Source organism: Paenibacillus sp. RC334, assembly GCF_030034735.1.
Taxonomy (GTDB): Bacteria; Bacillota; Bacilli; order Paenibacillales; family Paenibacillaceae; genus Paenibacillus; species Paenibacillus terrae_A.
In genome coordinates, this window is sequence record NZ_CP125370.1 from 1,976,667 (window position 1) to 2,002,201 (window position 25,535).

General features: G+C 46.9%; 22 protein-coding genes, 1 tRNA gene and 5 pseudogenes. 20 read left to right on the forward strand and 8 right to left on the reverse strand.

Annotated features, from left to right (window positions below; all coding sequences use genetic code 11):
* The first annotated feature begins 105 nt into the window (after positions 1-105).
* From QMK20_RS09335 to QMK20_RS09355, 5 genes and pseudogenes are all read left to right on the forward strand, one after another.
* Complete coding sequence (locus tag QMK20_RS09335) at positions 106-711, forward strand: DedA family protein (protein WP_283655493.1); 606 nt, start codon at positions 106-108, stop codon at positions 709-711.
* An 86-nt stretch (positions 712-797) separates the two neighbouring features.
* Positions 798-1,370, forward strand: coding sequence for a xanthine phosphoribosyltransferase (locus QMK20_RS09340; RefSeq protein ID WP_025686483.1), 573 nt, complete (start codon positions 798-800; stop codon positions 1,368-1,370).
* A gap of 103 nt (positions 1,371-1,473) precedes the next feature.
* Complete coding sequence (locus QMK20_RS09345; protein ID WP_007429850.1) at positions 1,474-1,818, forward strand: hypothetical protein; 345 nt, start codon at positions 1,474-1,476, stop codon at positions 1,816-1,818.
* A gap of 150 nt (positions 1,819-1,968) precedes the next feature.
* Positions 1,969-2,191 (forward strand): annotated as a pseudogene (locus QMK20_RS09350) (hypothetical protein).
* 139 nt (positions 2,192-2,330) lie between these two features.
* Complete coding sequence (locus QMK20_RS09355; protein ID WP_283655494.1) at positions 2,331-2,660, forward strand: carboxymuconolactone decarboxylase family protein; 330 nt, start codon at positions 2,331-2,333, stop codon at positions 2,658-2,660.
* Positions 2,661-2,800: 140 nt separating this feature from the next.
* Here QMK20_RS09355 and QMK20_RS09360 read toward each other — a convergent pair whose 3' ends face one another.
* Complete coding sequence (locus QMK20_RS09360) at positions 2,801-3,340, reverse strand: YhjD family protein (protein WP_283655495.1); 540 nt, start codon at positions 3,338-3,340, stop codon at positions 2,801-2,803.
* 220 nt (positions 3,341-3,560) lie between these two features.
* On the opposite strand from QMK20_RS09360, the gene QMK20_RS09365 reads away from it, so the two are divergent.
* Together QMK20_RS09365 and shc are read left to right on the forward strand one after the other, a co-directional pair.
* Positions 3,561-3,644 (forward strand) — tRNA-Leu (locus QMK20_RS09365).
* Positions 3,645-4,070: 426 nt separating this feature from the next.
* A complete protein-coding gene (gene shc / locus QMK20_RS09370) occupies positions 4,071-5,960 on the forward strand; it encodes a squalene--hopene cyclase (protein WP_283655496.1) in 1,890 nt (629 codons plus the stop codon).
* A gap of 688 nt (positions 5,961-6,648) precedes the next feature.
* Here the strand turns inward: shc and QMK20_RS09375 are convergent.
* A pseudogene (locus QMK20_RS09375) lies at positions 6,649-8,185 on the reverse strand (MFS transporter).
* A 98-nt stretch (positions 8,186-8,283) separates the two neighbouring features.
* Here QMK20_RS09375 and QMK20_RS09385 point away from each other — a divergent pair.
* From QMK20_RS09385 to QMK20_RS09395, 3 genes and pseudogenes are all read left to right on the forward strand, one after another.
* Positions 8,284-9,123: a MerR family transcriptional regulator gene (locus QMK20_RS09385; RefSeq protein WP_283655498.1), complete on the forward strand. Its 840-nt coding sequence runs from the start codon at positions 8,284-8,286 to the stop codon at positions 9,121-9,123.
* Positions 9,124-9,192: 69 nt separating this feature from the next.
* Complete coding sequence (gene msrA, locus QMK20_RS09390) at positions 9,193-9,705, forward strand: peptide-methionine (S)-S-oxide reductase MsrA (protein WP_283655499.1); 513 nt, start codon at positions 9,193-9,195, stop codon at positions 9,703-9,705.
* Positions 9,706-9,826: 121 nt separating this feature from the next.
* Positions 9,827-10,775 (forward strand): annotated as a pseudogene (locus tag QMK20_RS09395) (divergent polysaccharide deacetylase family protein).
* Here QMK20_RS09395 and QMK20_RS09400 read toward each other — a convergent pair.
* Entirely contained in the window at positions 10,750-11,511 is a 762-nt protein-coding gene (locus QMK20_RS09400) for an N-acetylmuramoyl-L-alanine amidase (protein ID WP_283655501.1), read from the reverse strand. The pseudogene QMK20_RS09395 and the gene QMK20_RS09400 overlap by 26 nt on opposite strands.
* A gap of 313 nt (positions 11,512-11,824) precedes the next feature.
* On the opposite strand from QMK20_RS09400, the gene QMK20_RS09405 reads away from it, so the two are divergent.
* Complete coding sequence (locus QMK20_RS09405) at positions 11,825-12,016, forward strand: YqzE family protein (RefSeq protein WP_025685457.1); 192 nt, start codon at positions 11,825-11,827, stop codon at positions 12,014-12,016.
* Positions 12,017-12,048: 32 nt separating this feature from the next.
* The gene (locus tag QMK20_RS09410; RefSeq protein ID WP_283655502.1) at positions 12,049-12,231 is read left to right on the forward strand and encodes a hypothetical protein; all 183 of its coding nucleotides are present in this window, start codon (positions 12,049-12,051) and stop codon (positions 12,229-12,231) included.
* A 2-nt stretch (positions 12,232-12,233) separates the two neighbouring features.
* Here QMK20_RS09410 and QMK20_RS09415 read toward each other — a convergent pair whose 3' ends face one another.
* The 4 genes and pseudogenes from QMK20_RS09415 to QMK20_RS09430 form a co-directional block, all read right to left on the reverse strand.
* Positions 12,234-13,340: a hypothetical protein gene (locus QMK20_RS09415; protein ID WP_283655503.1), complete on the reverse strand. Its 1,107-nt coding sequence runs from the start codon at positions 13,338-13,340 to the stop codon at positions 12,234-12,236.
* A gap of 252 nt (positions 13,341-13,592) precedes the next feature.
* A pseudogene (locus QMK20_RS09420) lies at positions 13,593-14,599 on the reverse strand (YqhG family protein).
* Position 14,600: 1 nt separating this feature from the next.
* Positions 14,601-16,490 (reverse strand): DEAD/DEAH box helicase, encoded by a 1,890-nt coding sequence (locus tag QMK20_RS09425; protein WP_283655504.1) that lies wholly within the window; start codon positions 16,488-16,490, stop codon positions 14,601-14,603.
* A gap of 136 nt (positions 16,491-16,626) precedes the next feature.
* The gene (locus tag QMK20_RS09430) at positions 16,627-17,466 is read right to left on the reverse strand and encodes a helix-turn-helix transcriptional regulator (RefSeq protein ID WP_283655505.1); all 840 of its coding nucleotides are present in this window, start codon (positions 17,464-17,466) and stop codon (positions 16,627-16,629) included.
* Between the two features lie 161 nt (positions 17,467-17,627).
* Here QMK20_RS09430 and fabF point away from each other — a divergent pair, with 161 nt between their 5' ends.
* The 5 genes and pseudogenes from fabF to QMK20_RS09460 all read left to right on the forward strand — a co-directional run bounded on the left by fabF (position 17,628) and on the right by QMK20_RS09460 (position 22,543).
* Positions 17,628-18,866 carry a beta-ketoacyl-ACP synthase II gene (gene fabF / locus QMK20_RS09435; protein ID WP_283655506.1) on the forward strand — a complete coding sequence of 413 codons (1,239 nt, stop codon included), beginning with the start codon at positions 17,628-17,630 and terminating at the stop codon, positions 18,864-18,866.
* Positions 18,867-19,263: 397 nt separating this feature from the next.
* Positions 19,264-20,238: a helix-turn-helix transcriptional regulator gene (locus tag QMK20_RS09440; protein WP_283655507.1), complete on the forward strand. Its 975-nt coding sequence runs from the start codon at positions 19,264-19,266 to the stop codon at positions 20,236-20,238.
* Between the two features lie 80 nt (positions 20,239-20,318).
* Positions 20,319-21,062, forward strand: coding sequence for a zinc ribbon domain-containing protein (locus tag QMK20_RS09445; RefSeq protein ID WP_283655508.1), 744 nt, complete (start codon positions 20,319-20,321; stop codon positions 21,060-21,062).
* A 305-nt stretch (positions 21,063-21,367) separates the two neighbouring features.
* A pseudogene (locus tag QMK20_RS09455) lies at positions 21,368-22,151 on the forward strand (lantibiotic dehydratase).
* Complete coding sequence (locus QMK20_RS09460) at positions 22,145-22,543, forward strand: ATP-binding protein (protein WP_283655511.1); 399 nt, start codon at positions 22,145-22,147, stop codon at positions 22,541-22,543. The pseudogene QMK20_RS09455 and the gene QMK20_RS09460 overlap by 7 nt, the downstream one beginning before the upstream one ends.
* Before the next feature lie 40 nt (positions 22,544-22,583).
* Here the strand turns inward: QMK20_RS09460 and QMK20_RS09465 are convergent, their stop codons facing one another.
* Positions 22,584-23,813, reverse strand: coding sequence for an MFS transporter (locus QMK20_RS09465; protein WP_283655512.1), 1,230 nt, complete (start codon positions 23,811-23,813; stop codon positions 22,584-22,586).
* A gap of 195 nt (positions 23,814-24,008) precedes the next feature.
* On the opposite strand from QMK20_RS09465, the gene QMK20_RS09470 reads away from it, so the two are divergent.
* From QMK20_RS09470 to QMK20_RS09480, 3 genes are read left to right on the forward strand one after another with little or no spacing between them, the layout of a single operon-like run.
* The gene (locus QMK20_RS09470; RefSeq protein WP_137062591.1) at positions 24,009-24,590 is read left to right on the forward strand and encodes a TetR/AcrR family transcriptional regulator; all 582 of its coding nucleotides are present in this window, start codon (positions 24,009-24,011) and stop codon (positions 24,588-24,590) included.
* 51 nt (positions 24,591-24,641) lie between these two features.
* Positions 24,642-25,373 carry an SDR family NAD(P)-dependent oxidoreductase gene (locus QMK20_RS09475; RefSeq protein ID WP_137062592.1) on the forward strand — a complete coding sequence of 244 codons (732 nt, stop codon included), beginning with the start codon at positions 24,642-24,644 and terminating at the stop codon, positions 25,371-25,373.
* The gene (locus tag QMK20_RS09480) at positions 25,370-25,507 is read left to right on the forward strand and encodes a hypothetical protein (protein WP_170970824.1); all 138 of its coding nucleotides are present in this window, start codon (positions 25,370-25,372) and stop codon (positions 25,505-25,507) included. The genes QMK20_RS09475 and QMK20_RS09480 overlap by 4 nt, the downstream gene beginning before the upstream one ends.
* The last annotated feature ends 28 nt before the right edge of the window (positions 25,508-25,535 follow it).

The following is a 25,535-nucleotide window of genomic DNA, read 5'->3' on the forward strand; positions in this document are numbered from 1 at the left end:
AGCGAGCATATAATACAAACTATGTTCAACTGAAATGGGACATGACTGTATGAGACTGAAATAATTATAGTGCATTCAATGAATAGCTTGACGGGAGCGTAATTTATGGGTCAAATCCTTGCATGGATACTGGAATATGGATATTTGGCAATGTTCGGCTTGCTTGCCCTTGGAGTAGCTGGTATGCCGATCCCCGACGAAGTGCTGATGATCGCCTTCGGTGGGCTCGTGTCACAAGGACACTACAACTTTATTGCTGCGCTGGCGGTTACATTTTTTGGAAGTATGACGGGCATGATGGTCAGCTACACGCTAGGTCGTCTGCTGGGTAAGCCGCTGTTGTACCGATACGGTAAATGGGTGAGGCTTACACCCTCAAGAATTGCCTCTTCCGAAAATTGGTTCGGGCGCTATGGCACCTGGGGGATTCTGTTCGGTTATTTTGTTCCCGGCTTGAGACATGTGTCCTCATATCTGGCAGGTACAACCCGTCTAGGTGTTTTTCGCTATATCATTTATGCATCAGCAGGAGCACTGCTGTGGTGCGGTACTTTTCTGGGGATTGGACATGCGGTGGGTATGCGCTGGGAACAGGTCGCAAGGCTGATGGAAAAGGTGACGCATCGGGTAGGGCTGGCGGTTATTCTTCTGATTATTTTGGGAGGAATAGTCGCGTGGTTTTGGAATAAGCGCAAAAAAAATGTCACATGACCGTATGGGAAAGCAAGCTATGGCTTGAAAGCGTCAGGTGATGTATGGTACTTTTACCGCATAGGAATGCCGTGGGAGGTCATGGAATGGAAGTATTAAAGGAACGGATTTTAAAAGAAGGCGTCGTTGCGTCGGATCAGGTGTTGAAGCTGGATGGTTTACTTAATCACCAGGTGGATCCGGAGTTGACGATGGAAATGGGACGAGAGTTCGCAGCCCGTTTCCGGGAAGAGAATATTACGAGAGTGGTAACCGTGGAATCCTCGGGTATTGCCATAGGTTTCGCAACAGCATTGGAGTTGGGTGTACCGCTGGTGTTTGCCCGCCGCAAAAAGACTTTATTGGCCGACCCGGACGCATTATGCGAACGTGTGCCTTCCTTTACGAAAGGCATTGTCACGGACATTATGCTGTCCCGTCAATTTATTCATGAGCATGACCGTGTTCTGTTCATTGATGATATTATCGCCAATGGTGATGCCGCAAGAGGTATGGTCAAAATCATTCAGCGCTCCGGTGCGGAGCTGGTCGGATTCGGCGTGGCCGTGGAAAAATGCTTCCAAGCCGGGGCGAGAACGATACGTGAGCAGGGTATACGGGTAGAGTCGCTTGTCAGAATTTCATCGTTAACTGATGGCAAGATTGAGTTTGCCGAATAGTAACAATTCAAAAGCTGCTGATCCTTATTTCTAATAATAACCTTTGCATGAGCTTCGATTTCGCTTATAATATAGTTAAGGTTTTGGGAGAGGAGGCAGCAACATGGGGAAAGAGCAATTGACCGAACAGTTTTTTCTGGAAAAACTGGCAGCGGCTAAAGTACATTTTGAACGTGCCTTGGATTGTAAGCATACGGAATTTGACGATTTATACCCCTATATGATTGAACATCCTCAGTTTTTTTGGTACAAACGCTATGTGGCCTGGTCTGAGTTGTTGACGTTGGTTAACTTATGCGAAGAATTGTCCTTCTCTTGGAAAGAAGAATTTACTGCCCACCAAGTGGAATACGTAGATCAGAGAGTGCTGTCTGCACAAGTGCTGGACTTCTGGTATGAGAAGAACGATACAAAAGAACATGATCACAGTGTAAATCAGTCGGGATAATTTGTCGCTCTGTTGGCAATCCATATAAGTAGTAAGCGGGAAGAGACCTAAATGATTTCGTTTAGGTCTCTTTTTTAAACTTTTTAATGTGCATAAATGATAGCTGCCGTGTTAGAAACGATTGAAACGATTGTATAAGGGGGGACAGGGATGATTAATGATGAAGAATTAGGACGCCTATCGGCTCTCCGGTGAGAAGGTGCGCGTCGTGCGGGATGGGCTGGAGTCCAACGATGTGGTAGGCATAGTGCTGGCGTGGGACGAGGAACAGGTGCTTATCCGCCGCCAGAATCGGCGTGTGGTCAAGCTGGATCGCAGCTATACATATCAGTCGTTCAGCGAACCCCGACACAATCCGATAGAACTGGATTAGACGAATGGGTCTCGGGCTGGCTGGATAAAAGGGTTTGAAGTGACTGGATAAAATAGGTGTACGTGTTGATGGCATATGCAGCCTGTAAACCGGACACAGTACATAAGAATATACTCCATATGAGAGGGTGTGCTGTGTCTTGACGGTTATGAATGAGAAAATACATGCGTATAAGGATCAAATCAGTCATTTGGAAGATAAGCTGCCGGAGGTAGTTCATGCATATCACCGTTTCACCGGGGAGTGTTTTCAAGCCGGGAGTCTGGATGAAAAGACCAAGCAACTGATCGCGCTAGGTATTGGTTTGTGTGCCAATAATGAGGTATGCACGTTTTATCACGTGGACGAGGCTCGGTCCAAAGGAGCTAGTGATCAGGAGATTATGGAGACCATTGCTGTAGCCGCAGCGGTAGGCGGAGGACATGCTCTTAGCCAAGGGGTTACTCGTGTGCAGAAGGCGCTGCAATAAAGCGAATGATTTATGGGAATTCTTCATACACCGTTCATAGCGGGTAGGAATGGATAACGATAGCTGATGTTTATGTAAAGAAGCTTCCGAGCACGGTTGGTGTCTGCGGAAGCTTCTTTTGTTTGCGGACTGTGCGGGGATTATGCACTTCCGCTTGCGGCAGAAGCAGCAGGGCGAAGCGATTTACGCTTATAGGCCGAGGAGGATGTAACCAGACTTCGTTCAACAAACCGTAGGGGCTTGGAAGCTGAGCGGCTGTCTGGAAACTCGGGGCGAAGTTTTTCGGGTAAAGGGGAGGCAGCTGTATGAGGCATAGAGGTTGAGAGCCCCAGATAAGCGCGCATTCGTTCATACATTTCTTTGCGGAATACAGGCATAGCCATACTGAACTGCTCTTTATTTCCTTTACTTATATAGGTGGCGTGAACGCCTGAGTGGTTTTGTTGTATGTCCAAAACACGAATATGACATTTATTAAATTCATGTTTTATTTCAGATAGTAAGATTCCGGTACGATCTACTCCTGCGTTAACCATTTCGACATAAAGATCAGGCGTTTTCAGCATACCGCTTTCTTCAAGAATAAGACTGTCCCGCTCAAATACCTTTTGAATAAAGGTAAGGAGCAGATAATTTTTCACAAGAGACAATTCATTCTGAGTAGTAACTGAAGAGATCATAACCATTCACCGCCTTAGGAAAATGTGATGATATTCCATATCTGACTGAACGAAAAGAACTAGTGTTCTTAAGAACTTATGTTCTTATTTTAGTGTATTATTTCTAATTTATCAAGAGGGAATGGAAATATAAAGTGTTTGACTTCTTCTTATGAGCATGGTATGATCTATCTTGTCGCTAAGAAAGATTGGTCTTTCGAGGACAAACGACAACATATATGCGGTCGTGGCGGAATTGGCAGACGCGCACGGTTCAGGTCCGTGTGGGCTAACCCCCGTGGAGGTTCGAGTCCTCTCGACCGCATCATCTTAACAATGAACGCTCTTGAATTTCCCCTGTGGAGATTCAGGAGCTTTTTGCATATTCGGGATATGTAAAGTGGTACTCATGACACCCAGATGTAACCCCTCATGAATGTTTGCTGCATTGGTGTAAGCGTCTAAATCGCCAAGTACGAGAATGACTGTAAATGCGGTCTTGCTTTTGATTTGTTTCTGGCGACGGATTTCAAAATCTGGCTGGACATTCTATAATAGCAAGGAGTATCATGACTGTTTCTGAAAAAGCCAACTTTATATCGCACCAACAAAAGAGTCTGTAGTCCTGAAATGGTATGGGGCCTTTTTGGTGTTTAATGCTTAACCGTCAGACGACAGCAAGCGGCACATCATTTCCTCGTACCGGCGTTCATATAATGTACATCATGACGTTATATGGAGGTACAAGAGAATGGGCGATGCACGGAGCACGGTCGATGAGGGGACAAGGAAGCTGAAGAACTTTTTTATGCGCCAGCAGCATCAAGACGGATCATGGCATTTTTGCTTTGAGAACGGGGTGACGATGGATGCTTATGTCATGATCCTCTTTCGGATATTGGATATACAGAATGAAGAGCTGATCCGGCGTCTGCATGATCGCATCCTTGTGGAGCAGCAGCCGGAAGGCTGTTGGCGTTGGTACCGGGACGAGCAAGAAGGTAATTTATCCGTTTCAATTGATGCCTATTATGCCCTGCTCTATTCCGGGTACAGTGAACCGACGGACGAGTCGATGGAGCGGGCCAGGCGTTACATCCAATCGCAAGGTGGACCGGGGAAATCGACCAGCATTCTGACAAAGGCGATTCTCGCTGCAACGGGGCAGCGCAAATGGCCAGCATCGATCTCGTTCATACCGCTGGAGATCATCCTTTTTCCTGCCTATATGCCAATTAATCTGTATGAATTCTCAGGTTATTCCCGCATCCATCTGATCCCTATGCTGATCATGGCGGACCGGAATTTCTCTATATCAACGAATAAGGCTCCCATTGTATCCGATCTGTTCGATTCACGCTATGATGACGATGAGCCGCAACCTCAGGAGCACCGGGAGATCGCGGAAAGCATACGTATCGGTCTCAGCAGACTTCTCGGAACTCCCCGTTATATCCATGAAGCAGCTCTAAACAAGGCGGAGCAGTTCATGCTGAGTCGAATCGAATCGGATGGCACCCTATACAGTTATGCGAGCAGCACCATTCTCATGGTTTTTGCCCTGCTTGCACTGGGCTATGATAAACGGCATCCGCTTATTTTAAAGGCCGTTCAAGGGTTGACAGAGATGCAGTACCGCTTTGACGGTAAAGCTACCATTCAGAATTCGCCCTCAACGATCTGGGATACGGCCTTGATCTCCTATGCGCTGCAGGAGTCCGGCGTCGCCGGGGATCATGAGGCCGTGCAGCGGTCGGCAGCCTATCTCTTATCCAGACAACAGGACAAAGCGGCGGATTGGAGTGTTCATAATCCGGATACGGTTCCTGGCGGCTGGGGATTCTCCGAGACCAATACCTTAAATCCCGATGTAGACGACACAACAGCCGCTTTAAGAGCGATTCACTGCCTGTCCCGTTCGGATCCTAAATATCGTGACTCATCCACTCGGGGACTAAACTGGGTTATGTCTATGCAAAATAAAGACGGCGGTTGGCCTGCGTTCGAAAAAAACACCAATAAGAAAATGCTCACATGGCTGGCCATAGATGGTGCCAAGTCCGCCGCTATCGACCCTTCGGGAGCCGACCTTACTGGACGCACATTGGAATACCTCGGAAATTGTTGCGGATTCGACACGAGGCACGATTTCATCAAACGGGGGGTCAACTGGCTGATCTCCCATCAGGAGAAAGACGGATCATGGTTTGGAAGATGGGGGATTTGTTACATTTACGGCACTTGGGCGGCACTGACTGGTTTAGAGGCTGCCGGGCTCCCGGCGGACCATACTTCGGTTCAAAAAGGAGCGGAATGGCTCTTGCAGATTCAGAATTCGGATGGGGGCTGGGGTGAATCCTGCACCAGCGACCGGGTGATGAAATACATGCCCTTAGGGGAAAGCACGCCATCCCAAACTGCGTGGGCACTCGATGCACTCATCGCGGTTCAGCCGCAGCCGTCTGCTGCCGTAAATAGAGGAATATATAAGTTGATGGAATTGCTGCAAAACGACGATTGGCCGACCGCATATCCCACGGGCGCCGGGCTCCCGGGTAACTTCTATTCTCATTATCATAGCTATCGTTACATCTGGCCGCTTCTGACCCTAAGCCATTATAAGAAGAAATACGGGGAATAAGGAGCCATACTGCATCTATGTGGCAGGAATGGTTATATGGTGTGAGGGCTTAGCTCGTACAGGATGACTTTATTGCTCGGAATGAGGTCAATATTCCCCATAGAATGAAGGTATTGGTCAGGGGAGGAGAAAGGCCTCCCCGAAGCTGTCGCTTCGTTAATTTGTCAATGGCAGAGAGTGGGCTGGTTCGGTTGTCGTTCTCTCCGAGTTCTCTCAAACGTCCAAAATCGACCACATTTTGCCGACCTGCCGGGCGCTTGAATTAGACGAAAAAACCGTCAGAAACCTTGATTTTACAAGGGTTTTGACGGTTTTTTAATTCCGTTCCATTGACTTATATTCCGCTAGGATCCCAATCGCATACGTGGTTCAGGTCCGTATGGGCTAACCCCCGTGGAGGTTCGAGTCCTCTCGACCGCATCATCTTATAATATACAGGTTCGTGAATTGCTTTTGTAGCAGCTTACGGACCTTTTTATATGCTTAAGAGATTAAGCTGTTGCTCAAGACCTGTGTCGAAGAAATCTTTAAGCTATAATTCAGGTGTTCATAACTTTTGGCCATTGTGGACTCAAATCACTCACCTTGATCAGCAAATGCTGCTGTTTAGACAATAACGAATAAAACAACTGCCGCTCGTAAGATATAGCGGCAGTTGTTTAGTATTAACTGTATGAAATTAACTGTATCAGGACTCAGCATCTCCTTTTTTCTTTGAGCGCGCCCCTACCAAACGGACTACTAGCGAAGCTACAACCAAAAATGCTGTTACACCCACAATGATAACAAAAAAGGATTGATCAAAAGCAGAACGGCCTGCAGCTTTCAATGCCTCTGCAGCCTGTGCAGGCAAACCCTCTGCAACCAGGAGTGCTTCATCCAGGCTGTCTTTCACATTCGCAGGAACATGGAGTCCCGAGGGGACTTTCATAGCCAGTGTATACACAAGGGTTGACATGCTTCCGATGATAGCTATCCCCGATGCTCCCCCCATTTCATAGGCAACTTCCTCAATGGATGCAGCCATACCTGCTTTCTGAGGGGGGGCATAGTTCATAATGGAATGAGATGCCGCTGTCATACCTGCTCCCAAGCCTGCACCAAGCAGGGCCAATCCAAGGATCTGCCCGGCAATGCCTGAATTAAATTGCATAACATAGATGCCCATACCCAGACCCGCAATCAGAAGAGAGAAGCTCTTAATACGGATAACGTCATAGCGATGCAATATGGACCCGGTTAACGGGCCGGCAATGAGAGATGCAATCGGTATGCTTATCGTGTACAGTCCTGCTTGGAGAGGCGACAGACCTTCCACCAGTTGAAGACGCTGGGTTACAATATATTGAATCCCCATCTGTGCAAATGCACCCACCAAGGCAGTTATAAATCCGGTGCTGAACCTTGTAATTTTGAATAAAGTAAGATCAATAAGAGGGCTGGCGCTTTTATTTTGACGACGGATAAAGATGATAAGTGCCAAGACGCCGATAACCGCACCTATTACGGCCAATATTGGAGACCCGTCACGACGGGCAAACTCTTTGATAGAATAGATGAGTCCCACCATGGCGATCATGATTTGGATGGAACCGGTAAGATCCCATTTTTTCTCTTTATTGCCCGCATGTTTTGGAACATAAATCAGAGTTAATGCAAAAGCAATGATCGCAATTGGCAAGTTAATCAAAAATACAGAACCCCACCAAAAATGCTCTAAAAGAAGCCCGCCGACGATAGGACCTAGTCCTGCACCTCCTGCGGAAACGGAGCCCCAAATTCCGATCGCTAATCCACGCTCGCGTTCATCAGTAAATGTAATCCTAATGATTGACAAGGTAGCGGGCATCATCATTGACGCTCCGACTGCAAGAAGAACCCGAGATGCCACTAATACAAAGGGCACGGGAGAAAAGGCGGCAGTAAGCGAAGCAGCAGCAAATACAAGCAAACCGAGGGTAAAGATTTTTTTTATAACCCAATCGGTCCCCAAGCGTTCCCATTGCTGGCAGCAGACCCGCCATAACGAGCGAATACCCATTCAGAATCCATAATTTTTCTGACGCGGAAGCACCGAGGTCATGGGTTAGGCTTGGCAATGCCGTGTAAAGGATGGTCATATCCATTACAATAAGTAAAAGTGCGCTTGATACGATAGCCAGAATCATCCAACGTTTGAATTTAGACATGTTTTCCTCCGTTAATACAAATTTAAGGTATTGCATTTAAAACTTTAAACTATAGGGTTACCGTATACTCAAGTGAAAATTCATGGGGTATACTAAAATTATTAGGTTTCTAAAATCATAACGGAGGAAGAGTTATGTCAAAAAGTCACAGCCAATACTTTACTACCAGTGAGCTTGCCAAAACTTGCGGAGTTACCAAACATACCCTGTTCCATTATGATGAGATTGGACTCTTAAAACCAGAATTCACAAACGAAAAAGGCTATCGTTATTACTCCATTCAGCAATGTTACACGCTTGATATTATTAATGTGCTGAAGAAGGCGGGGAGTTCACTACAGGAAATCAAGGGATTTATTCAGAATCAGAACACGCCTCTACTCATAGAACTGTTCAAACAGAAACTGCATGACCTGGAAGTAGAACGGATTAGAATAAAACGGTTGCAAGGCCTTTTGAAAGGCGCCATTGAAATGACGGAGCAAGCTAACGGAGAGTTACACGATGGGCCGTCGATTGAGGAATGTGAAGAGGAATATTTCATTGCCACACCATTGGAACAGGGAGATGGTGATAAGGAGTTTGCTCACAAATTAAGCGAACATCGAGATTATTGCGAAAATCACTTTATTGATTACGAGTTTCCGATCTGGACGATTTTATGCAAGGATCGTTTTGAGTCAGGCGATTATTATACGGACTATATTGCCAATAAACTCAAGGCTCCGATTTTGGGGGAGAGAATGATCACCAAACCCCAAGGGCTCTATGCAGTCATGAATCACAGAGGATCATATGAAACAATGTCAGAAACGTATTCCATTATAAGAAAATATATAGAGAGTAATGGGAAGGCTGTATGCGGAAATGCGTACGCGGTGGAGTTGCTCAGCTATTTCGCAGAAAAAAATCCGGACGACTATGTAATACGGATATCGGTTGAGGTTTGTAAAGGGAGAAAATTTCTTTTATAAGGTTCCCCTTTAAGATATGATAGAGAATAACGCACTTTATGATGAAGCTATTGAAAGGTTGGTTGAGAGATGGAGAAAGCAACTTTTGCAGGAGGATGCTTCTGGTGTATGGTGACTCCGTTCGAGGAGCAGCCGGGCATTCATGGCATTGTCTCAGGCTATACTGGAGGGACGATTCCCGATCCGACCTACGAACAGGTTAAAACAGGAAGTACAGGTCACTACGAGGTGGTGCAGATTACTTTTGAGCCTGAGTTGTTTCCTTATGAAAAGCTGCTCGAATTGTATTGGCCCCAAACGGACCCCACAGACGGGGAAGGTCAATTTCAGGATCGGGGTACACAGTACAAACCCGCTATTTTTTACCACACGGAGCAGCAACGGGAACTCGCACTGCAATCCAAGGAACAATTGGCACAATGCGGACGCTTTGACAAGCCCATCGTGACGGAAATTCTTCAGGCCTCCATATTTTATCCGGCAGAGGATTACCATCAGGATTATCACAAAAAGAATGTGAAGCATTACAAGGAAGACCGCGCCCAATCGGGTCGTGATGAGTTTATACATCAGAACTGGTAAGCAGGTTTAGCATACATTTTGCGTACGTAAGGCAGATCAGGGATACCCCCTTGGGTCTGCCCATACATATTTAGGCCTCGTTACTCACACAATGAAGGGACAGAGAAGGAGGCTGACCTGAATGAGTAAACGAACGAAGCAGAACCTGAGAAACGTCATAAAGAAGGCTATACAGGCTACTCGCAGCCGTAAAGAGCCAAGCTGTGCACAGGTGGTTTTCCAAAATCTGAGAATGAAAAAAAACTTAACTGCCTGTATTGTGGTGGGTCTTGTGTTTACGGTATGCGGTAATGTCTGGAGCATGGATGTAGCGAGCGCTACGGGTAAGCAGGATCAGCACCAAAAGATGGTGGCCGTCATTATCGACGACATGGGCAACAACATGAAAGGGACAGAGCAAATTTTAAATTTGCCGGTTAAAATTACGGTTGCGGTGATGCCGTTTCTGCCTTCCACCAAGCAGGATGCCATGGAAGCTCACAAGCGTGGTCATGACGTCATTGTGCATCTTCCAATGGAGCCAAAGCAGGGAAAACCCGAATGGCTTGGACCTGGAGCGATTAAGGCGAATATGTCGGATGAAGAAGTACGCGCCAAGGTGACAGCAGCCATTAAGGAAGTCCCTTTTGCGATAGGTATGAATAATCACATGGGCTCCAAGGTCACCTCAGACAAACGCATTATGTCCATTGTTCTGGATGTTTGCAAGGAGCATGGACTATTTTTTGTCGACAGCCGTACGAACTATTGGTCAGTAGTGCCTGAGCTGGCCGTAGAAAAGGGAATGCCACCGGTGCGCAATGACATTTTTCTGGATGATACCCATACACTCGCCCATGTGAATCGGCAACTGACCAAGGTGGGAGAATGGGTGGACGAGCACGATACCTGTGTAACGATTGGTCATGTTGGTGTATCCGGCATGTACACGTCCGCGGCACTCCATTCATCGGTTCCCACGCTAAAAGATCACGCCAAGTTTGTGGGCATTAGTGATTTGGTACGTTCCGTATGGGGATGGAAGGGAGCTCCTGCCACCCCACACTACCATACCGTCAAATGAGCAATAATGCCTTCGGCTATCGCTTCTGCGACGTTTTTTTGACCGCGGTCCCCCGAAAGAATGGCCCTGTCCTGTTCATTGCTGATGAATCCGGTTTCCACGATTACAGAGGGATGCTGGATTTTGTTCAGAAGATAGAAGGGTTTTCCGTAAACCGTTTCTCTGTTCATGCAGAATAAGCGGTTCAATGAATGTTGAATCCGTTCTGCCAACAGATAGCTGCTGCCTTCGTCCTGGTACAAAACAATCGGCCCCCGTTTTTCGGCACGTTTGGTCCAATTCACATGCAGACTGACGACTAAAGCGGTGGGCAGCTGTTCTGTCAGGCTCTTACGCTGGGCCAGGTCTTTCAGATGTCGGGATTTGGATTGCAGCCAACGGTTATCGTCGCTTAGAGCATAATCCTTGTCCCTGTTTAAGACCGCAGGATAGCCCTGAGAGCGTAAAATCAGATATAGCTTTTGACCAATTGCGAGATTAATATCTTTTTCCAAAAGACCCTTATGGCTCGTTCCACCATCCACGCCTCCATGACCAACGTCTATGATTACAACGGGCTTGGCAAAAGCGTGATAGGACGAATGTACGTTGGATTGACTTTCTGTGTCCTTGTTCGGATTGGTGCTTTTTTCGCCGGGCTGGGCGCTTGCATAGGCAAAGGAGGCAAATACAGCACTGCAAAGGATACTTAAACTCAATCCCATTCCTATTAGCCATATGATGTTTAGCTTTTCTTTTCGCACGTTCTATTCCTCCAATAGACGGATTGATTAATTTGATATTCAGGTACTGCAAGACATAAACAAGCTAACAAAGACATAAACAACTATAACCAAGCAGCATAGCTGCCTTAAACAAAATTATTAGCCTTCGGGTAACGATTTTGTTTAAGATAGTATGTACCATTTAAGGGAAACCATGCATAGTTATTCCCGCAGGGTTAGACTTTTTGGAAAATGAGCAAGCTAAACTTATCTGCATCCAACGCGTGAATTTAATGTTTTCCTGCAATGCGAACATAATGTCAGGGATGCAGATTAAAGGAGGTCGCGGAGGATGGCCAAGAGTGACGAGCTGGTGACATACATTACGCAACGAATTGTTCGGTATATGGAAACGCCACGCGATGTACGCCGTAGCCGTAAACAATCAAGAGAGCCATGGGTATACAAATGGTTCGGAATGCTGCCGCTCGCTCTGAATATGTGGATTAAATCCGCACGCAAAGGGCGAAAGGAACGACATTAAAATCGCCAAAGAGACCACAAGAGGCATACGGAATGCCGTTTGAGGTCTCTTTTTGTGTTATAGAAATGATCAAGGTGATTGCATTAATTAATGGCTATAAAACGAACTCGAAAAATGAACATAAAAACGGAGTAGGCGTAATGGTGCTGTACAAGCGAAGCGGTCGCGATGGGAAGCACCATCCGGCTGCACAGTGGCACGATAGAAACTTTTAAGTTCAGTTTATATAGGAGTGCATACGATAAAATCCACCGCCAGATAACAGCTGATCCAGCGGGACAAAGCGGGAAAGCCCGGTGCGGCAGGTTACCGCATACATAATAGGATGAGAGAGACCATGCGAAGGGTTCCAGGACTGATATCCGTTAATAGCTAAGGGGCCGCCAAAAGCGAAATTTATGTCTGTAGCAGAAAATACGATACGTGATGATTCACTCAGTGTGTTAGTAAACTGCTGTACGTTATGGATGGAAAGCTTTTGTTTGGGTAGAAGCCAACTAAGATCGTCATAGGGATCAAAAGGCTCAGCCGAAAGGGTAATCGCCTGTGCATCTGCTTTCAGAGAGAGAGCAGATGAAGGAATTGTACTGCTGTGGAGCTTGTTTTTCCAACTCCCATCAGCTACCTCCGCAGGCAATGGATCCCCCGTAAAAGCGTCGATGCACACTTCGATGCCAGTGGAGGAACGCACCAGCCAGTAGGCTAATAGCGGTTCCTCATACATGGGGGTAATTTGCAGCTTGTCAATGGAGGAAAGTTTGGTTTCTGGGAGGGATTTAAGGGATTGGCGGAGTAAATTCATACTGTACGGCCCGCCTGGCCCGTTTCCGTATTCATTAAGCTGATAAGCGCCGTTATGATCTGCCCCGATAATCAGGTAGCCAATGTATTCTCCTGCACGATTCACCTGCACGAGCCAGCTATGTGTTCCGGGACCGAGCGGGTGGTAGTTAAGCTCGGCATCTTTCCACTGGGCAAAAGACGGCTGTGTGGATAGCGACTGCACCGTATCGGTGGAAACCCGCTTTACGTCCGTTGGAACCCCTTGTTCCTGAGCAGGAGGACTTGCAGAAGAGTTACCTGGGGAAAGGGAAGGGCTTACAGTAGTTGCCTCGATTTGCCCCTGCTTCCCATCTTGGTTCTTGTTCGTGGGTTCCGATGAGGAAACCAATGAAGTTGCTTCGTAAGAGGGTGACGGGTTTGCGTTGTGGTCTTGGGTTGCTGAGGAGGCCGCTTGAATGGAAGCAAACGGACAGACTGCGGACAGGCCGATCAGAACAGCCGCAATCATACCAACGCTATAGTGTCCGGAATTTTTTTTCAATGGAATCCACCTTTCTGACGGCTAATGCACCGATGGAGGCTTTTTTATCCAGCATAAAGCTTGTCCGATAAAAAGACTGCTACACCTTGTCGGCACATCTGTCCTGACCGGGTTCGTTTTTTGCTGTCGATAAGTAGCGGCAGGCCTGGCAAAGCTTGTCGGTACAGCAATAAACCCGATATAGTCTGAAGTACGATGTTAAAAGCTGACGATACTTCTGCAACCAGCCTGCGAAGGAGCGTGAGATATTGGTTACCGCAGATGAAATATCCCGCAGTTAATGGCGGATACAAGCACCTTGGGTTCATATTGCCATACCATTTCTTTGCGACGGGCTTGATGCTGCTCTTGTACGGCTTCTTTTTTTCCTCTTCTTCTTTTTGCTCCTTAACCAAATCATCGTAATAGTGATCAATCACCTCCAATTCCTCGCGCAACCGTTCTCTGGCCTGCACAGCCCACTTGTAATCCTGCTGGCTCAGCTGAGCATTGAGGTAGTTTTCCAGCGAGATGGAGGCCTCCTGAACAGATAATTTTGCAGGCTGCACATGCATATTGCCTGCCAGTAGCGGGCTGAGCTGCCGGGATTCAAGCATGCTACCAAAGTTGGGTACGATGGTGCCGCTTTTGAGTGAAATCCCAAGCCAGTGGAGTTCTTCCCGCTTCAAATCACAGGCAAATTCGATCTTGTAGCAGACGCCTAACCAAGCTTCATATACTGCGGGAGAACGGGCGTATAATTGACGAGCATTAGGTTGCTCGAACAAATTGACATATTTTCCTCCATCCCGTGCAGCTTCAAAAATTTGATGCAGCCGACGACTCCCATAGTGAAGTTCTTCCTGCAAAATACGTCCGGGTCCCAACTGCGGTAACGCTGGAACATGGCCGAAGTAACGGCCCATGACCTGATCCTGTGCCGGACTGCCGGACGCTGGAGCCTGTTGTGATCCTTGCCCCGGTTGTGCTTGTGACGGGGTGAGAGACGTATTCTTTGTGGGCGACGTATTGTCTATCGAACTCTCCTGTGCCGTCCGGTAGGCTTCCCCATCGAAAATAAAGGTGAACGACATCGTTTGCGCCGGAACACCGGTACGCTCTACATAGCCCCAATAGTAGGGGCGGTTCGTTAGAGCTTTATCCGCTTCGGGAGAAAGCTTGACGGTCACATGGTTGGGCGACCTCTCGATCACGTTGCATCCGGTCGCTTCCAGATACGTGAGGACAAAGCGCTGTACCTGCTGTGAATTCATGGTCATATCAGCGGCCTCCTTTCGCGCCGCGTCGGGCTTTGGCTGGAGGGACAGCGCTGCCTGACAAGCCTAGCAAAGCAGCGGTGCCTTGGCTTGTTCCCGTCAAACGCCCGTTGATCTGATTGGCTTCGGAGGACATATCGGTTGCCGTATCCGAAGTAGATGGACTTTCTGTGCGAATCTGTTTCATTTCCTGTTTGATCGAATCCAGCGAATGACCTAGTTTTTGCATTTTTCGGCGTATTTCATCATCACTGCTGGATTCAAGCATGATTCTATATAGGCTCTTTTCAATGGATTCCTTCTTTTCAAACCGTTCCAGAATGACGTCCAGCCCGCCTATAACCATTTCGAACATATTGATTTTTTCATGCAGCAGGTGGAGGATATGCTCTTCAATCGTTCCGGTAGTGGACAGGTTGAAAATATTTACATCATGCGTCTGTCCCAGTCGATGCACACGTCCAATCCGTTGCTCCACACGCATGGGGTTCCACGGCAGGTCAAAGTTAATCATATGGTGGCAAAATTGCAGGTTAATGCCCTCGCCGCCCGCCTCCGTGGCAATCATCACCTGAATGCGTCCGCGGAACAGATCCATCATCCAGTCCTTGCGTCCCCGGTTCATGCCTCCCCGATAAGGAACAGCGGATAATCCACGATCACGAAAATAGTTCAGCAAATACTCCTGTGTAGCCCGGTATTCGGTAAAAATTATCACTTTTTCGTTCATTTGACGAATGAGTTCAAGCGCCTTTTCCGCCTTTGAATTGGCTTTAATCGCTTTGATGTGCGCGACCAATTCCCAGACGCGATCACGCAAGGGAGAGTCGGGCGCCATCTTTTTAGACAAATTGACAAGCGTTACGAATACCGCATCCCGGCTACTGCACACTTCTCGCTGAAGGGTAACGAGAGACAGCATACTGCTCAAATTTCCGCCATTCGCCTGATATTGATCCTTGACAAAGGAAGTGACTCCATCGTATAGCGTTTGTTCTTCCGGCGAAAGTTCCAAGTGAATGTTGGAAACATTTCGTTTGGTGAACTGGACCGGCCCTTCGCCGCGACGGTTGCGGATCATGACTTTGGACAGCTCATCCTTGAGCTGATCCTCATTTTTAGGTAGACGTTTATCCACAACGAAGTTGGCTGAAAAATCCCCATGTCGTCCTAACTGACCGGGCTTGAGCAATGTAATGAGATTGAAGAGCTCGGACAAATCGTTTTGTACAGGGGTGGCGGTCAGGAGCAAACAATATTTTTTACGCAGCTTCATAATGAACTGGTAGTTGGATGTTTTTTTATTTTTCAGCTTGTGGGCTTCGTCGATAATGAGCAGATCATAATCAGTGTCCAGCAGGATGTTGCTGTGTGGCTCCCGCTTGGCTGTATCCATAGAGGCCACGACGACCTCGGACGACCAGGAATATGCTTTTTTCTGAGCGACAGCCGGAATGCCAAATTTGCTGTTCAGCTCACGAACCCATTGAAGCACCAGAGAAGCGGGGACAAGAATAAGCACTTTGGCGGCAAGCCCGCGAACCAGATATTCTTTTAGAATCATTCCAGCTTCGATCGTCTTACCCAAGCCGACTTCATCAGCGAGGATGGCGCGACCAGACATTTCAAACAATACCTTACGGGCCGTATCCAGCTGATGGGGCAGCGGAGTGAGGTCTTGCAAATGCTTCAGACATTGAAGCTCATCAAAGCTGGGGACCAGCTTGGCCTTTTCTGCCTCAATCGCCAACTGATATAGACCCCAATCTCCCCAAGGTCCTCCTTTGCGAAGGCGTTGGTCCAGCTCATCCTGCCAGCTACGGTCAAATTGCACCGGAACAGGCAGTGTTGCCTGATTTTGTGATGTTGGGGAACTTGTCGATTTAGCTTTCATGATGGATTCCCTCCCTCCTAGTAATGGCGCAGATGAAGCTCTTGGTTCTGTCACATTGTTGACATCTATGTTGCACAGATCGTAGATGTAGTATGGACGGAAAAAGATATCTTCATAACAGGAGAGGTGAAATCCTTTAGCTGCCTTCCATTAGCTTTTGGAGTTTGCTTTCTGTAGAGGTTTGTGCGTTCGGGGTGTAGATGCTGCAACGCAGATCGACGCTGCCCTGCACCTGAAGGGAGGTCAGGTCAAACAACATTTTGCCTGCCTTGGCATGACGAAATTCAATCAGCACCTCCGGCGCAGAGCTGACCTCACTCTGATTCCAAAGTTCATTAAACTCCGGATAAGCCCGGCTCATGTTCTGTATGAATTGTGCATACCAAGGGTCCGTCACATATTGTCCGTAATAAGCGCGGAAAATAGCAAGGAATCCTTTGACGAAATGCTCCCAGTTTACAGCGAGACTTTTAAACTCTTTTTTGGTAAACAGCAGTTCAATCATGTTGCGTTGTTCATGGGGCAGCTCGGCAAAATCCATAAACACATGAGCCGCGGCTGCATTCCAGCCGACAATATGGCAGCGCCGATCTGAAATAATAGCAGGGCAATAGCGCAGCTCCTGTACTATTTTTTGCAGGGATGGAGAAATAACCGTCTGCTCTGCAAGAGCAGGAGGTGTCTGAAATCCGGTTTCAAGCGCTAAATCATACAAATACTTTCGTTCATCCGTGTTTAGCTGCAAGGCGGCGGCAATGGCATCCAGTACAGAGGCGGACACCTTGATATCGCGTCCCTGCTCCAGCCAGGTGTACCATGTCGTGCTGACACCTGCTAATTGAGCTACTTCTTCTCTGCGCAAGCCGGGTGTTCTGCGGCGTGGTCCGTTCGGCAGACCGACCATATGCGGGTGTAAACGGGCTCTTTTGGTTTTGAGAAAAACAGATAGTGCTTCCAGACGTGCTTCCGGTTTCATAGCGAGTTCTCTCCATTCGATGGTGGATAAGTAATGAGCAGTTAAGGCTCTAACTATAGTAGTGTTCATTATACCAGGATAAACAAACACTTGTAATAGGATAAGCTAAGGTTAAAATGAGATTTATAAGTAAGCAAACGAGCAGGAGGAATGAAGAGCGTATGCAAAGAGTTGTAATTACAGGTATGGGTGTGGTTTCACCACTGGGCAATGACGTGGACACGCTGTGGAAGAATCTGCTGGAGGGTCGTTCAGGTATACGAAAAATAGACACGTTCGATGTGTCTGATTTGAAAGCACAGATCGCCGGGCTGGTACAGGATTTTGATGCAGAAAAGCAATGGGGACGTAAAGACGCCAGACGAATGGATCGCTTCACGCAGTTTGCGTTGTTTGCGGCAGAGCAAGCGCTGAAGGATTCCGGTCTGGAGCTGGATAACACGAATCTGGAGCGAGTTGGTGTCTATGTAGGATCAGGAGTCGGCGGTCTGGATACGTTGGTGGACAATGTGAATGTATTGGAGAATCGTGGGCCGGGCAGAGTCAGTCCGACCCTGGTGCCTATGATGATTTCAAATATGGCTGCAGCGCAAATCAGTATTGCGTTCGGAGCGATGGGTCCCACGCTTTCGCCGGTTACGGCCTGTTCCATTGGAAATACGGCGATTGGAGAAGCGTTTCGTACGATTCGCACAGGAGATGCGGATGTGATTTTTGCAGGTGGAGCGGAGGCAGCGGTGACCAGACTGGCGCTTGCGAGCTTCTCCAATGCAACGGCCTTGTCGACTCGTAACAAGGAGCCTTCGATTGCGAGCCGACCGTTTGATAAGGACCGCGACGGCTTTGTTATGAGCGAAGGGGCGGGCATTCTGGTACTGGAGTCGCTGGAGCATGCTGTTCAGCGTGGCGCAGAAATAGTTGGGGAGGTCATTGGCTATGGCGCAAGCTCGGATGCCTACCATATGGTTGCACCGCACCCGGAAGGGACCGGAGCTTATCTGGCGATGAAAGCAGCCCTTCAATCCGCCCATATCACGCCTGAAGAGGTGGATGTGATCAGTGCGCATGCAACGAGTACGCCCGTTGGCGATCTGGCCGAGACTCTCGCGATACACAAACTGTTCGGTGACCATGCCTACCAAATTCCGGTCACCGCGAATAAATCCATGCTCGGTCATATGCTGGGAGCAGCAGGCGGTGTTGAAGCCATTGCACTTGTACGGAGTCTAAGGGAAGGCATCATTCCGCCGACGGTTCATCTGGACAACCCGGACCCGGCTTGTGATCTGGACTATGTGCCTCACGAAGCACGCAAGGCCTCATTAAATATCGGGCTATCCAATTCCTTCGGCTTTGGCGGCCACAATGCGGTCATCGTTATTAAGCGTTATGAGCCATAAGTGAAATAAATGATTTAACCTCAGGAGTTCTATCCAACGGGATGGAATGCCTGAGGTTTTTTATTCTAGAAATAACAGATTCATTTTAGATAAGAGTTAGAGTAAGATGGAGATTATAATTACTTAATCAATTCGCAATAGAGAAATTCACCGAAGTTTTAGACATAATAAAAGATTGTAAAGAACAATATTTAAAGGATCAAGGAATTTCATTAGGCGTAGATTTAGATTCGAAAAGAAGATCGAAAATATTTGAGCAGAAAAGTAGCGAAGAGAGCGGAGTCGTTTTGGAGAAGTGTAAGCGTTCAAGAATAATCCGGTCACGTAGCGGACATAGATGCAGTTGCTTACTCAGAGCACAAAAAGCGTGATCTATTTAATGAAAGGTTTTGGAGAAATGAAAATTGATCGGTTGCTTTCTATCGTCATTTTGTTGTTGAAAAAAAATAGAATTCAGGCGAAGGAACTGGCAGATTTATATGAAGTTTCGATACGGACGATCTACAGAGATATCGAAGCGATTAGCCTGGCTGGTATTCCGGTGGTAACCTATCAGGGGGCAAATGGGGGAATCGGCCTGATGGATGGCTACCGCCTGGATCGCAGTGTGCTGACGGATGGCGATGTGAAGGACATTGTGATGGGCTTGCAGAGCTTGTCCTCGTCGTTAGGTGGACCGAATGTAACCCGGCTGCTCGATAAATTTGAAAGCATTATACCGGATTCGGGAAAAGCGAAATTCAGTGTCAATACTACACAGTTTATCGTCGATCATTCGGGTTGGGGAAATCAGTCTGCGCAGGAGGCTAAGCTGGTAAAGGTGAAGGAGGCGCTGAGTCAAACGCGTACGATTGCTTTTACTTATCGGAATGCGCAGGGAGCCGTGACTGCACGGAATGTCGAGCCGCATACGCTCGTTCTGAAAGGACAGCAATGGTTTGTATACGCATACTGTCTCGACAGGGAGCAATTTCGTTTGTTCAAACTATCCCGCATGAGTGATCCTGTCGTGACGGAGACGGCTTTCACTCGCCGGGACCTTTCCTATGAAGTGCTGCCATGGAATGAGGAACGGCTGGCGGCGGTCAGGGCGGTACAGCCTTTTACGCTGCAATTTAACCACAAATCCCGGCATCTGGCGGAAGACTGGTTTGGCGTGGAAGCATTGACTGAGCAGGAAGAAGGGATGTATACAGTTTCGGTTCCTTTTCCCGAGGATGCGTGGATGTACGGATTTATTTTAAGTCTGGGGCCGGATGTGATCGTCAAGGAACCCGCCCATTTACGGGAGAAGATTCGGGATATGGCGTTACGTATTGCATCCAATTATGGAGAGCCTCCTATAGAGAATCTCGAAAAACATAGCATATAAAAGAAACAAACCTGACGGATAGTTGTCAGGTTTGTTTCGTTATACTGATGTCATATCAATCACGAAAGGGGATTTACAAAATGGATAAAGCTTGTCAAAGTTGCGGGATGCCGCTGGAGCATGAGGAACAATACGGAACGGACGCACAACAGGCCAAAACTGATGAATATTGTAAGTATTGTTATAAGGAAGGTGCGTTTGTGCAGCCTGGGCTGACGATGGAGGAGATGATTCAGCAGTGCGCGCCTATTCTCGCAGAGCAAGGGATGCAGAAGGAAGAGGCTGTCGCGATGATGCGTAGTTATCTGCCGAATTTAAAACGCTGGCGTTCACAGGAGAGTACGGAACGTGAAGAAGATTTTAAACCGATCCGGGAGGAAAGTCGGGGGGAGATTCGCCTGATCGGACTGGCAGCACGTACAAGCAACCGGAATGAGCAAACATCCCAGGCAATCATTCCAGGCATGTGGGAACGCTTCTGGAGTGAAGATGTGCCTGGACGAATAAGCGGGCATGAAGAACACCGTTCTGTCTATGGTTGCTATACCAATTATGAAAATGGGGTTTTTGGCGACTATACCTTTTTTATCGGAAAAGAAGCGGCTGCGGATGGTGAAGCTCCTGACGGTCTTGAACAACTCGTTATTCCTGCTGCGCGTTACGCTGTCTTTCAAGCTACACCCGAACCTTCCTCGGTCTTCCGGGTATGGCAAGCGATTTGGAGCTGGGCCGCCTCGGGACAAGCAGAGCGGTCGTACACAGGTGATTTTGAAGTGTATGGCAATCCTGATGAGCCTGTACTAATTTACATTGCAATCAAGTGATGATCTGCTTTCATACGAGAAAAGAAGAAACCTCTGTGTGCTGTTCGGCATATAGAGGTTTTTTGGTACTCCATCTTGATATTTCTGTTTTATAGTATAAAATGTCACAATTCAAAATAAGTAGGTGAATAGTTATGAAAGCGTTGTATGACCAAACGGATCAGTTTATGGTTCGTTTACCGTTACAAAATAATAGTTTGGCCTTTTTGAATAACGAAGATCAAGACAGGCTTTTGAAACAGCTGTGTGAAGATCCTGCTTTTAGAGAACAAGTATTAGTGTCCAGCAAAACATTGTATGGAACAATGAAACATTTCTTAAATAAACCAGAGAAACTGACAGGTAAGAAGAAGAGAAACTTTGTTGAATCCATGATTAAATATGCGATACGAAAGGCAACAAGAACGACACTTTTTGGACTTTTTACATCTGTCGGAGCAGGTCAGTTTGCATCAGGAGATCAGTTTGAATTTGATCAGCATCAATTTTACAAAAAAGCCAGAGTGGATCTGGAATGGCTCTTTAACATGATTAAAAAGCTGGAAAAAAGAATCTGCGGATCGGCTTGAATTCAGGATGAATGATGCATGTTACGTCAAGGGAGATCGTGCTTTTTTATTATACAGCACAGATGGAAAAGCAGATGAAATCAGTATTCGGGCTACCCCTGTATTTAAGATTGTATATGAGAGTTGCGGAGAATTTGTATCCTTTCAGGATATCACACGAAGGCTAAGTCAGAAGTATCCTCATACGGAAGGAGGAAGAATCAAGGATTATGTCATGGAATTAATAGATAAGGAGTTTCTTCTATCCCATCTAAGGCCGCCCCTTACGGTGTTGGATCAGTATCAATACTTTATTGAACAGGCGGGGAGGGCATGCGTTGCTGAAGATAGATTGGCAGACCTCCAGGCGATTGCAGTACAAATGGAGCATTACAGTCAATTGCCTTTGGGACAAGGGGAACACGAATACATAGCTTTGTTCGAAAAGATGAATCAATTGGAAAAATCATCATCACCGTTACAGCTTGATTCAGGCTTACGATTGCCTATTGCGGAGAAAAAACTGTTCAGTTCATGCTGAAGGATAATAAGCTGCTGGACATCAAGGTATATATGTATCAGGATTTATTACAACGAGCATTAATGAATGTACTTTGCAACGCTGTGGATCATACACCTGCCGGGGGAACTGTAGTATGGGAGGTAAGTTATTTAGGAAACTCAATTGAGTTTTCAATTAGAGATAGCGGCGAGGGATTCTCTCCAGAAGGCTTGAAGAGAGCTACACAGCTTTTTTACATGGCAGATAAAAGCAGAAGTTCGCAAGGGCATTATGGAATAGGGCTAACGTTTGCAGCTAAAGTGATCAACCACCATCAGGGTACAATGATGTTAGAAAATCACAACGAGGCAGCTCCTTATGGTGGTGGGGTAGTACGCATCGTAATACCCGTAAAAATGAACGTAGCTTGAAAAATGGATATGTAGTCCGCTATAAAGCGGACATTGTTTATCATGGAGCTGTTTTAGTTCTAGTGTGTGACAACTGATCTATAGATGTGTTACGGGTTACGGCCCAAAAAATAAGTGCCAAAGTGCTGACGCCAGCACCCAATAGACATACCCCATTCCAGCCGGCATATGTGTACATATGAGTCGAGGCGATGGCTCCAGTGGCGCTGCCGATGGAATAAAATATCATATAGCCTGCGGTAAGTCGGCTACGCGCTTCAGGACGCACAGTGAAAATCATGCTCTGATTCGTCACATGCACAGCCTGTACCGCCAGATCCAGAAGGATAACGCCAAGGACCAAAGCGAACAGCGAGTGCTCGGCATAGCCGATAGGCAACCAGGATAGCAGCAGCAGAGCCAGCGCAATACCCGTCGTTCGCTGTCCTGAGCCTTGATCGGCAAGACGTCCTGCCCGCGCAGCCGCTAATGCTCCCGCGACTCCGGCCAGACCAAAGGCCCCGATGGCAGTATGTGAAAGAGATAGCGGCGGGGCACTGAGAGGCAATACTAGCGAAGTCCACAATATACTGAACGCAGTAAAAATGAGCAAAGCCAGAACGGCTCGGACACGCAGAATCCGTTCTTGCACGAACAGGGTGAGAACCGAGCGAAGTAGCTGCGGATAGGATAGCGTTGCTCCTTTGGGTTCATTCTGTGGCAGCACCCGAAACAGCGCTACAGCCATGAATAGCGTCAATGCGGCAGAAACAAGGTACACCGAACGCCAACCCGCGAGATCGGTCAATACACCAGCCACGGTTCGTGCCAGCAGAATACCGATAACGACACCGCTGGTCACCAGACCTACGATGCGTCCGCGTTCAGCCGGGGCGGCCAAGGTCGAGGCGAACGCAACAAGTGTCTGTGTGACGACAGCCAGCAGCCCAACTGCTGCCATGCCCATGAGCAGGATTGTACGCGTGGGAGCCAGGCTAACTGCGACTAACGCCAGCACAGATAGGAGCATTTGTCCGGTAATCAGCCGCCGCCGATTCAAAAGATCGCCAAGCGGGACGAGCAGAAACAGTCCCAATGCATAACAAATCTGCGTGACTGTAATGACGATGCCAACCGATGAATGTGTGATGCCAAACTCGTGTGCCAGCGCGTCCAGTAATGGTTGCGCGTAATAAATGTTGGCGACAGCCAGCCCACAGGCGATGGCAAATAAGAGCGCTACAGATCGGGACATGGAACGAACGGGGGCTTTTTCTTCTGACATCTTCATTTTCACATACCACATCACTTTCTGCGAGTTACATACCGATAAGTATAATATACCGATTGGTACGTAATAATTTTAGGTTAATATAACTTGCGTCCATAAGAGATGTCAAGAGTTTATCATGTACATATTTGACAGTCGCTTCTGATGATCATACAATCTTAATATACTGAACGATACGAAAAGAAGGGGTTATTTATGGTTCGACCACGGGAATTTGATGAGGAAAAGGCATTGGATGCAGCGATGCAACTTTTTTGGGAAAAAGGGTTCGAGGCTACGTCTTTAAGCGATTTAACCTCCAAAATGGGAATTCAGCGCCCCAGTATTTATGCTGCCTTTGGGGATAAAAAGCAATTATTCGAAGCCGCGCTGCGCAAATACACACAATCCCACGCTGCTAATGTACGGTCCAGACTGCTAAGTAGTGCTTCTGTCAAAGAAGCAATTTGCAATTTTTTTGAAGGGGTAGTGGCAGAAGAATATGATGAAGGCCCTAACCTGGGGTGCTTTTGCATCAATACAATGGTAGAATTGGCCCCACATGATGAGAAGTTTGAAATTTTGACGAGGGAACATCAGATGTATCTTTCTACTGTATTTCAAGAAACCATCGAGCGTGGTATACGGTCAGGGGAGCTTGAGGCTACTACGGACGCGCGAGCTTTGGCTCATACGATGATCTCGTTGTTAATCGGGATTACCGTAATGATGAAGTCACGTCCGGAGCGTTCTTTTGTGGATCATGCGGTTGCGACTACACTTATGTTATTGAAGTGACTATTTCATTTTGAATAAAACTATATTACCGAACGAGAGAGGGGTTCTTCATTGCTTAATACAATGAAAGTTATAATAACAGGCGCTGCTTCCGGCATTGGAAAGGAAATTACTCAGCAATGTTTAAGGGAAGGTGCAAGTGTTATTGCGTGTGATATGAATAAACATTCTTTAAATGAACTTGAGGCTGAACTGAAATCACCAAGTTTGTACACCTATCTGATAGATATAAGTAACTATACGGAAGTAACTCATTTCTTTACATACATTAAGGAAGAACATACGGACATAACAGCTTTAGTCAATAATGCAGGTGTTTATAGAGGAAAGAGTATACTCGACTATCGTATGGAAGAAATAGAGCAGGTGCTGGACATAAATATTAAGGGATGTGTGTATTTCTCGCAATTTTTTGGAAAGTTCATGGTTGAGAAGAAGCATCAGGGGATTATCGTAAATATGTCTTCTGTTTCTGGAATGGAAGGAAGCTCGGATGCGATCTATGGATTATCAAAAGCTGCAATATTGGGCTTTACTAAAAGCTGTGCCATGAATTTTTCACCTTATGTAAGAGTTAATGCTGTGGCACCAACGATGGTAAGTACTCCAATGATGGATCATATTCCTGAATGGAGAAAGGAGGAATATACAAATCATCAGCTAATTCCAGAGCCTTTAAATGCAGAAGATGTTGCTTATACTGTCCTGTTTCTGCTATCGGAAAGATCCAGACATTATACGGGAGCGACCTTTGATATTAATAATGGGTGTTATCTAAGATGATTTTTAATCGTAAACATAAATTTCAAAGAAGTAAGGATGGACTTTTTGTTTGTTTTGATGCGGATAATGCTCAGTTATACAGCCGTAAGTTGCAAGATGAAGTAAAGGATATTAAAAAAGATACGGTTGAATGAGAGAATGCATGAGTGGAGATAAGGAGGA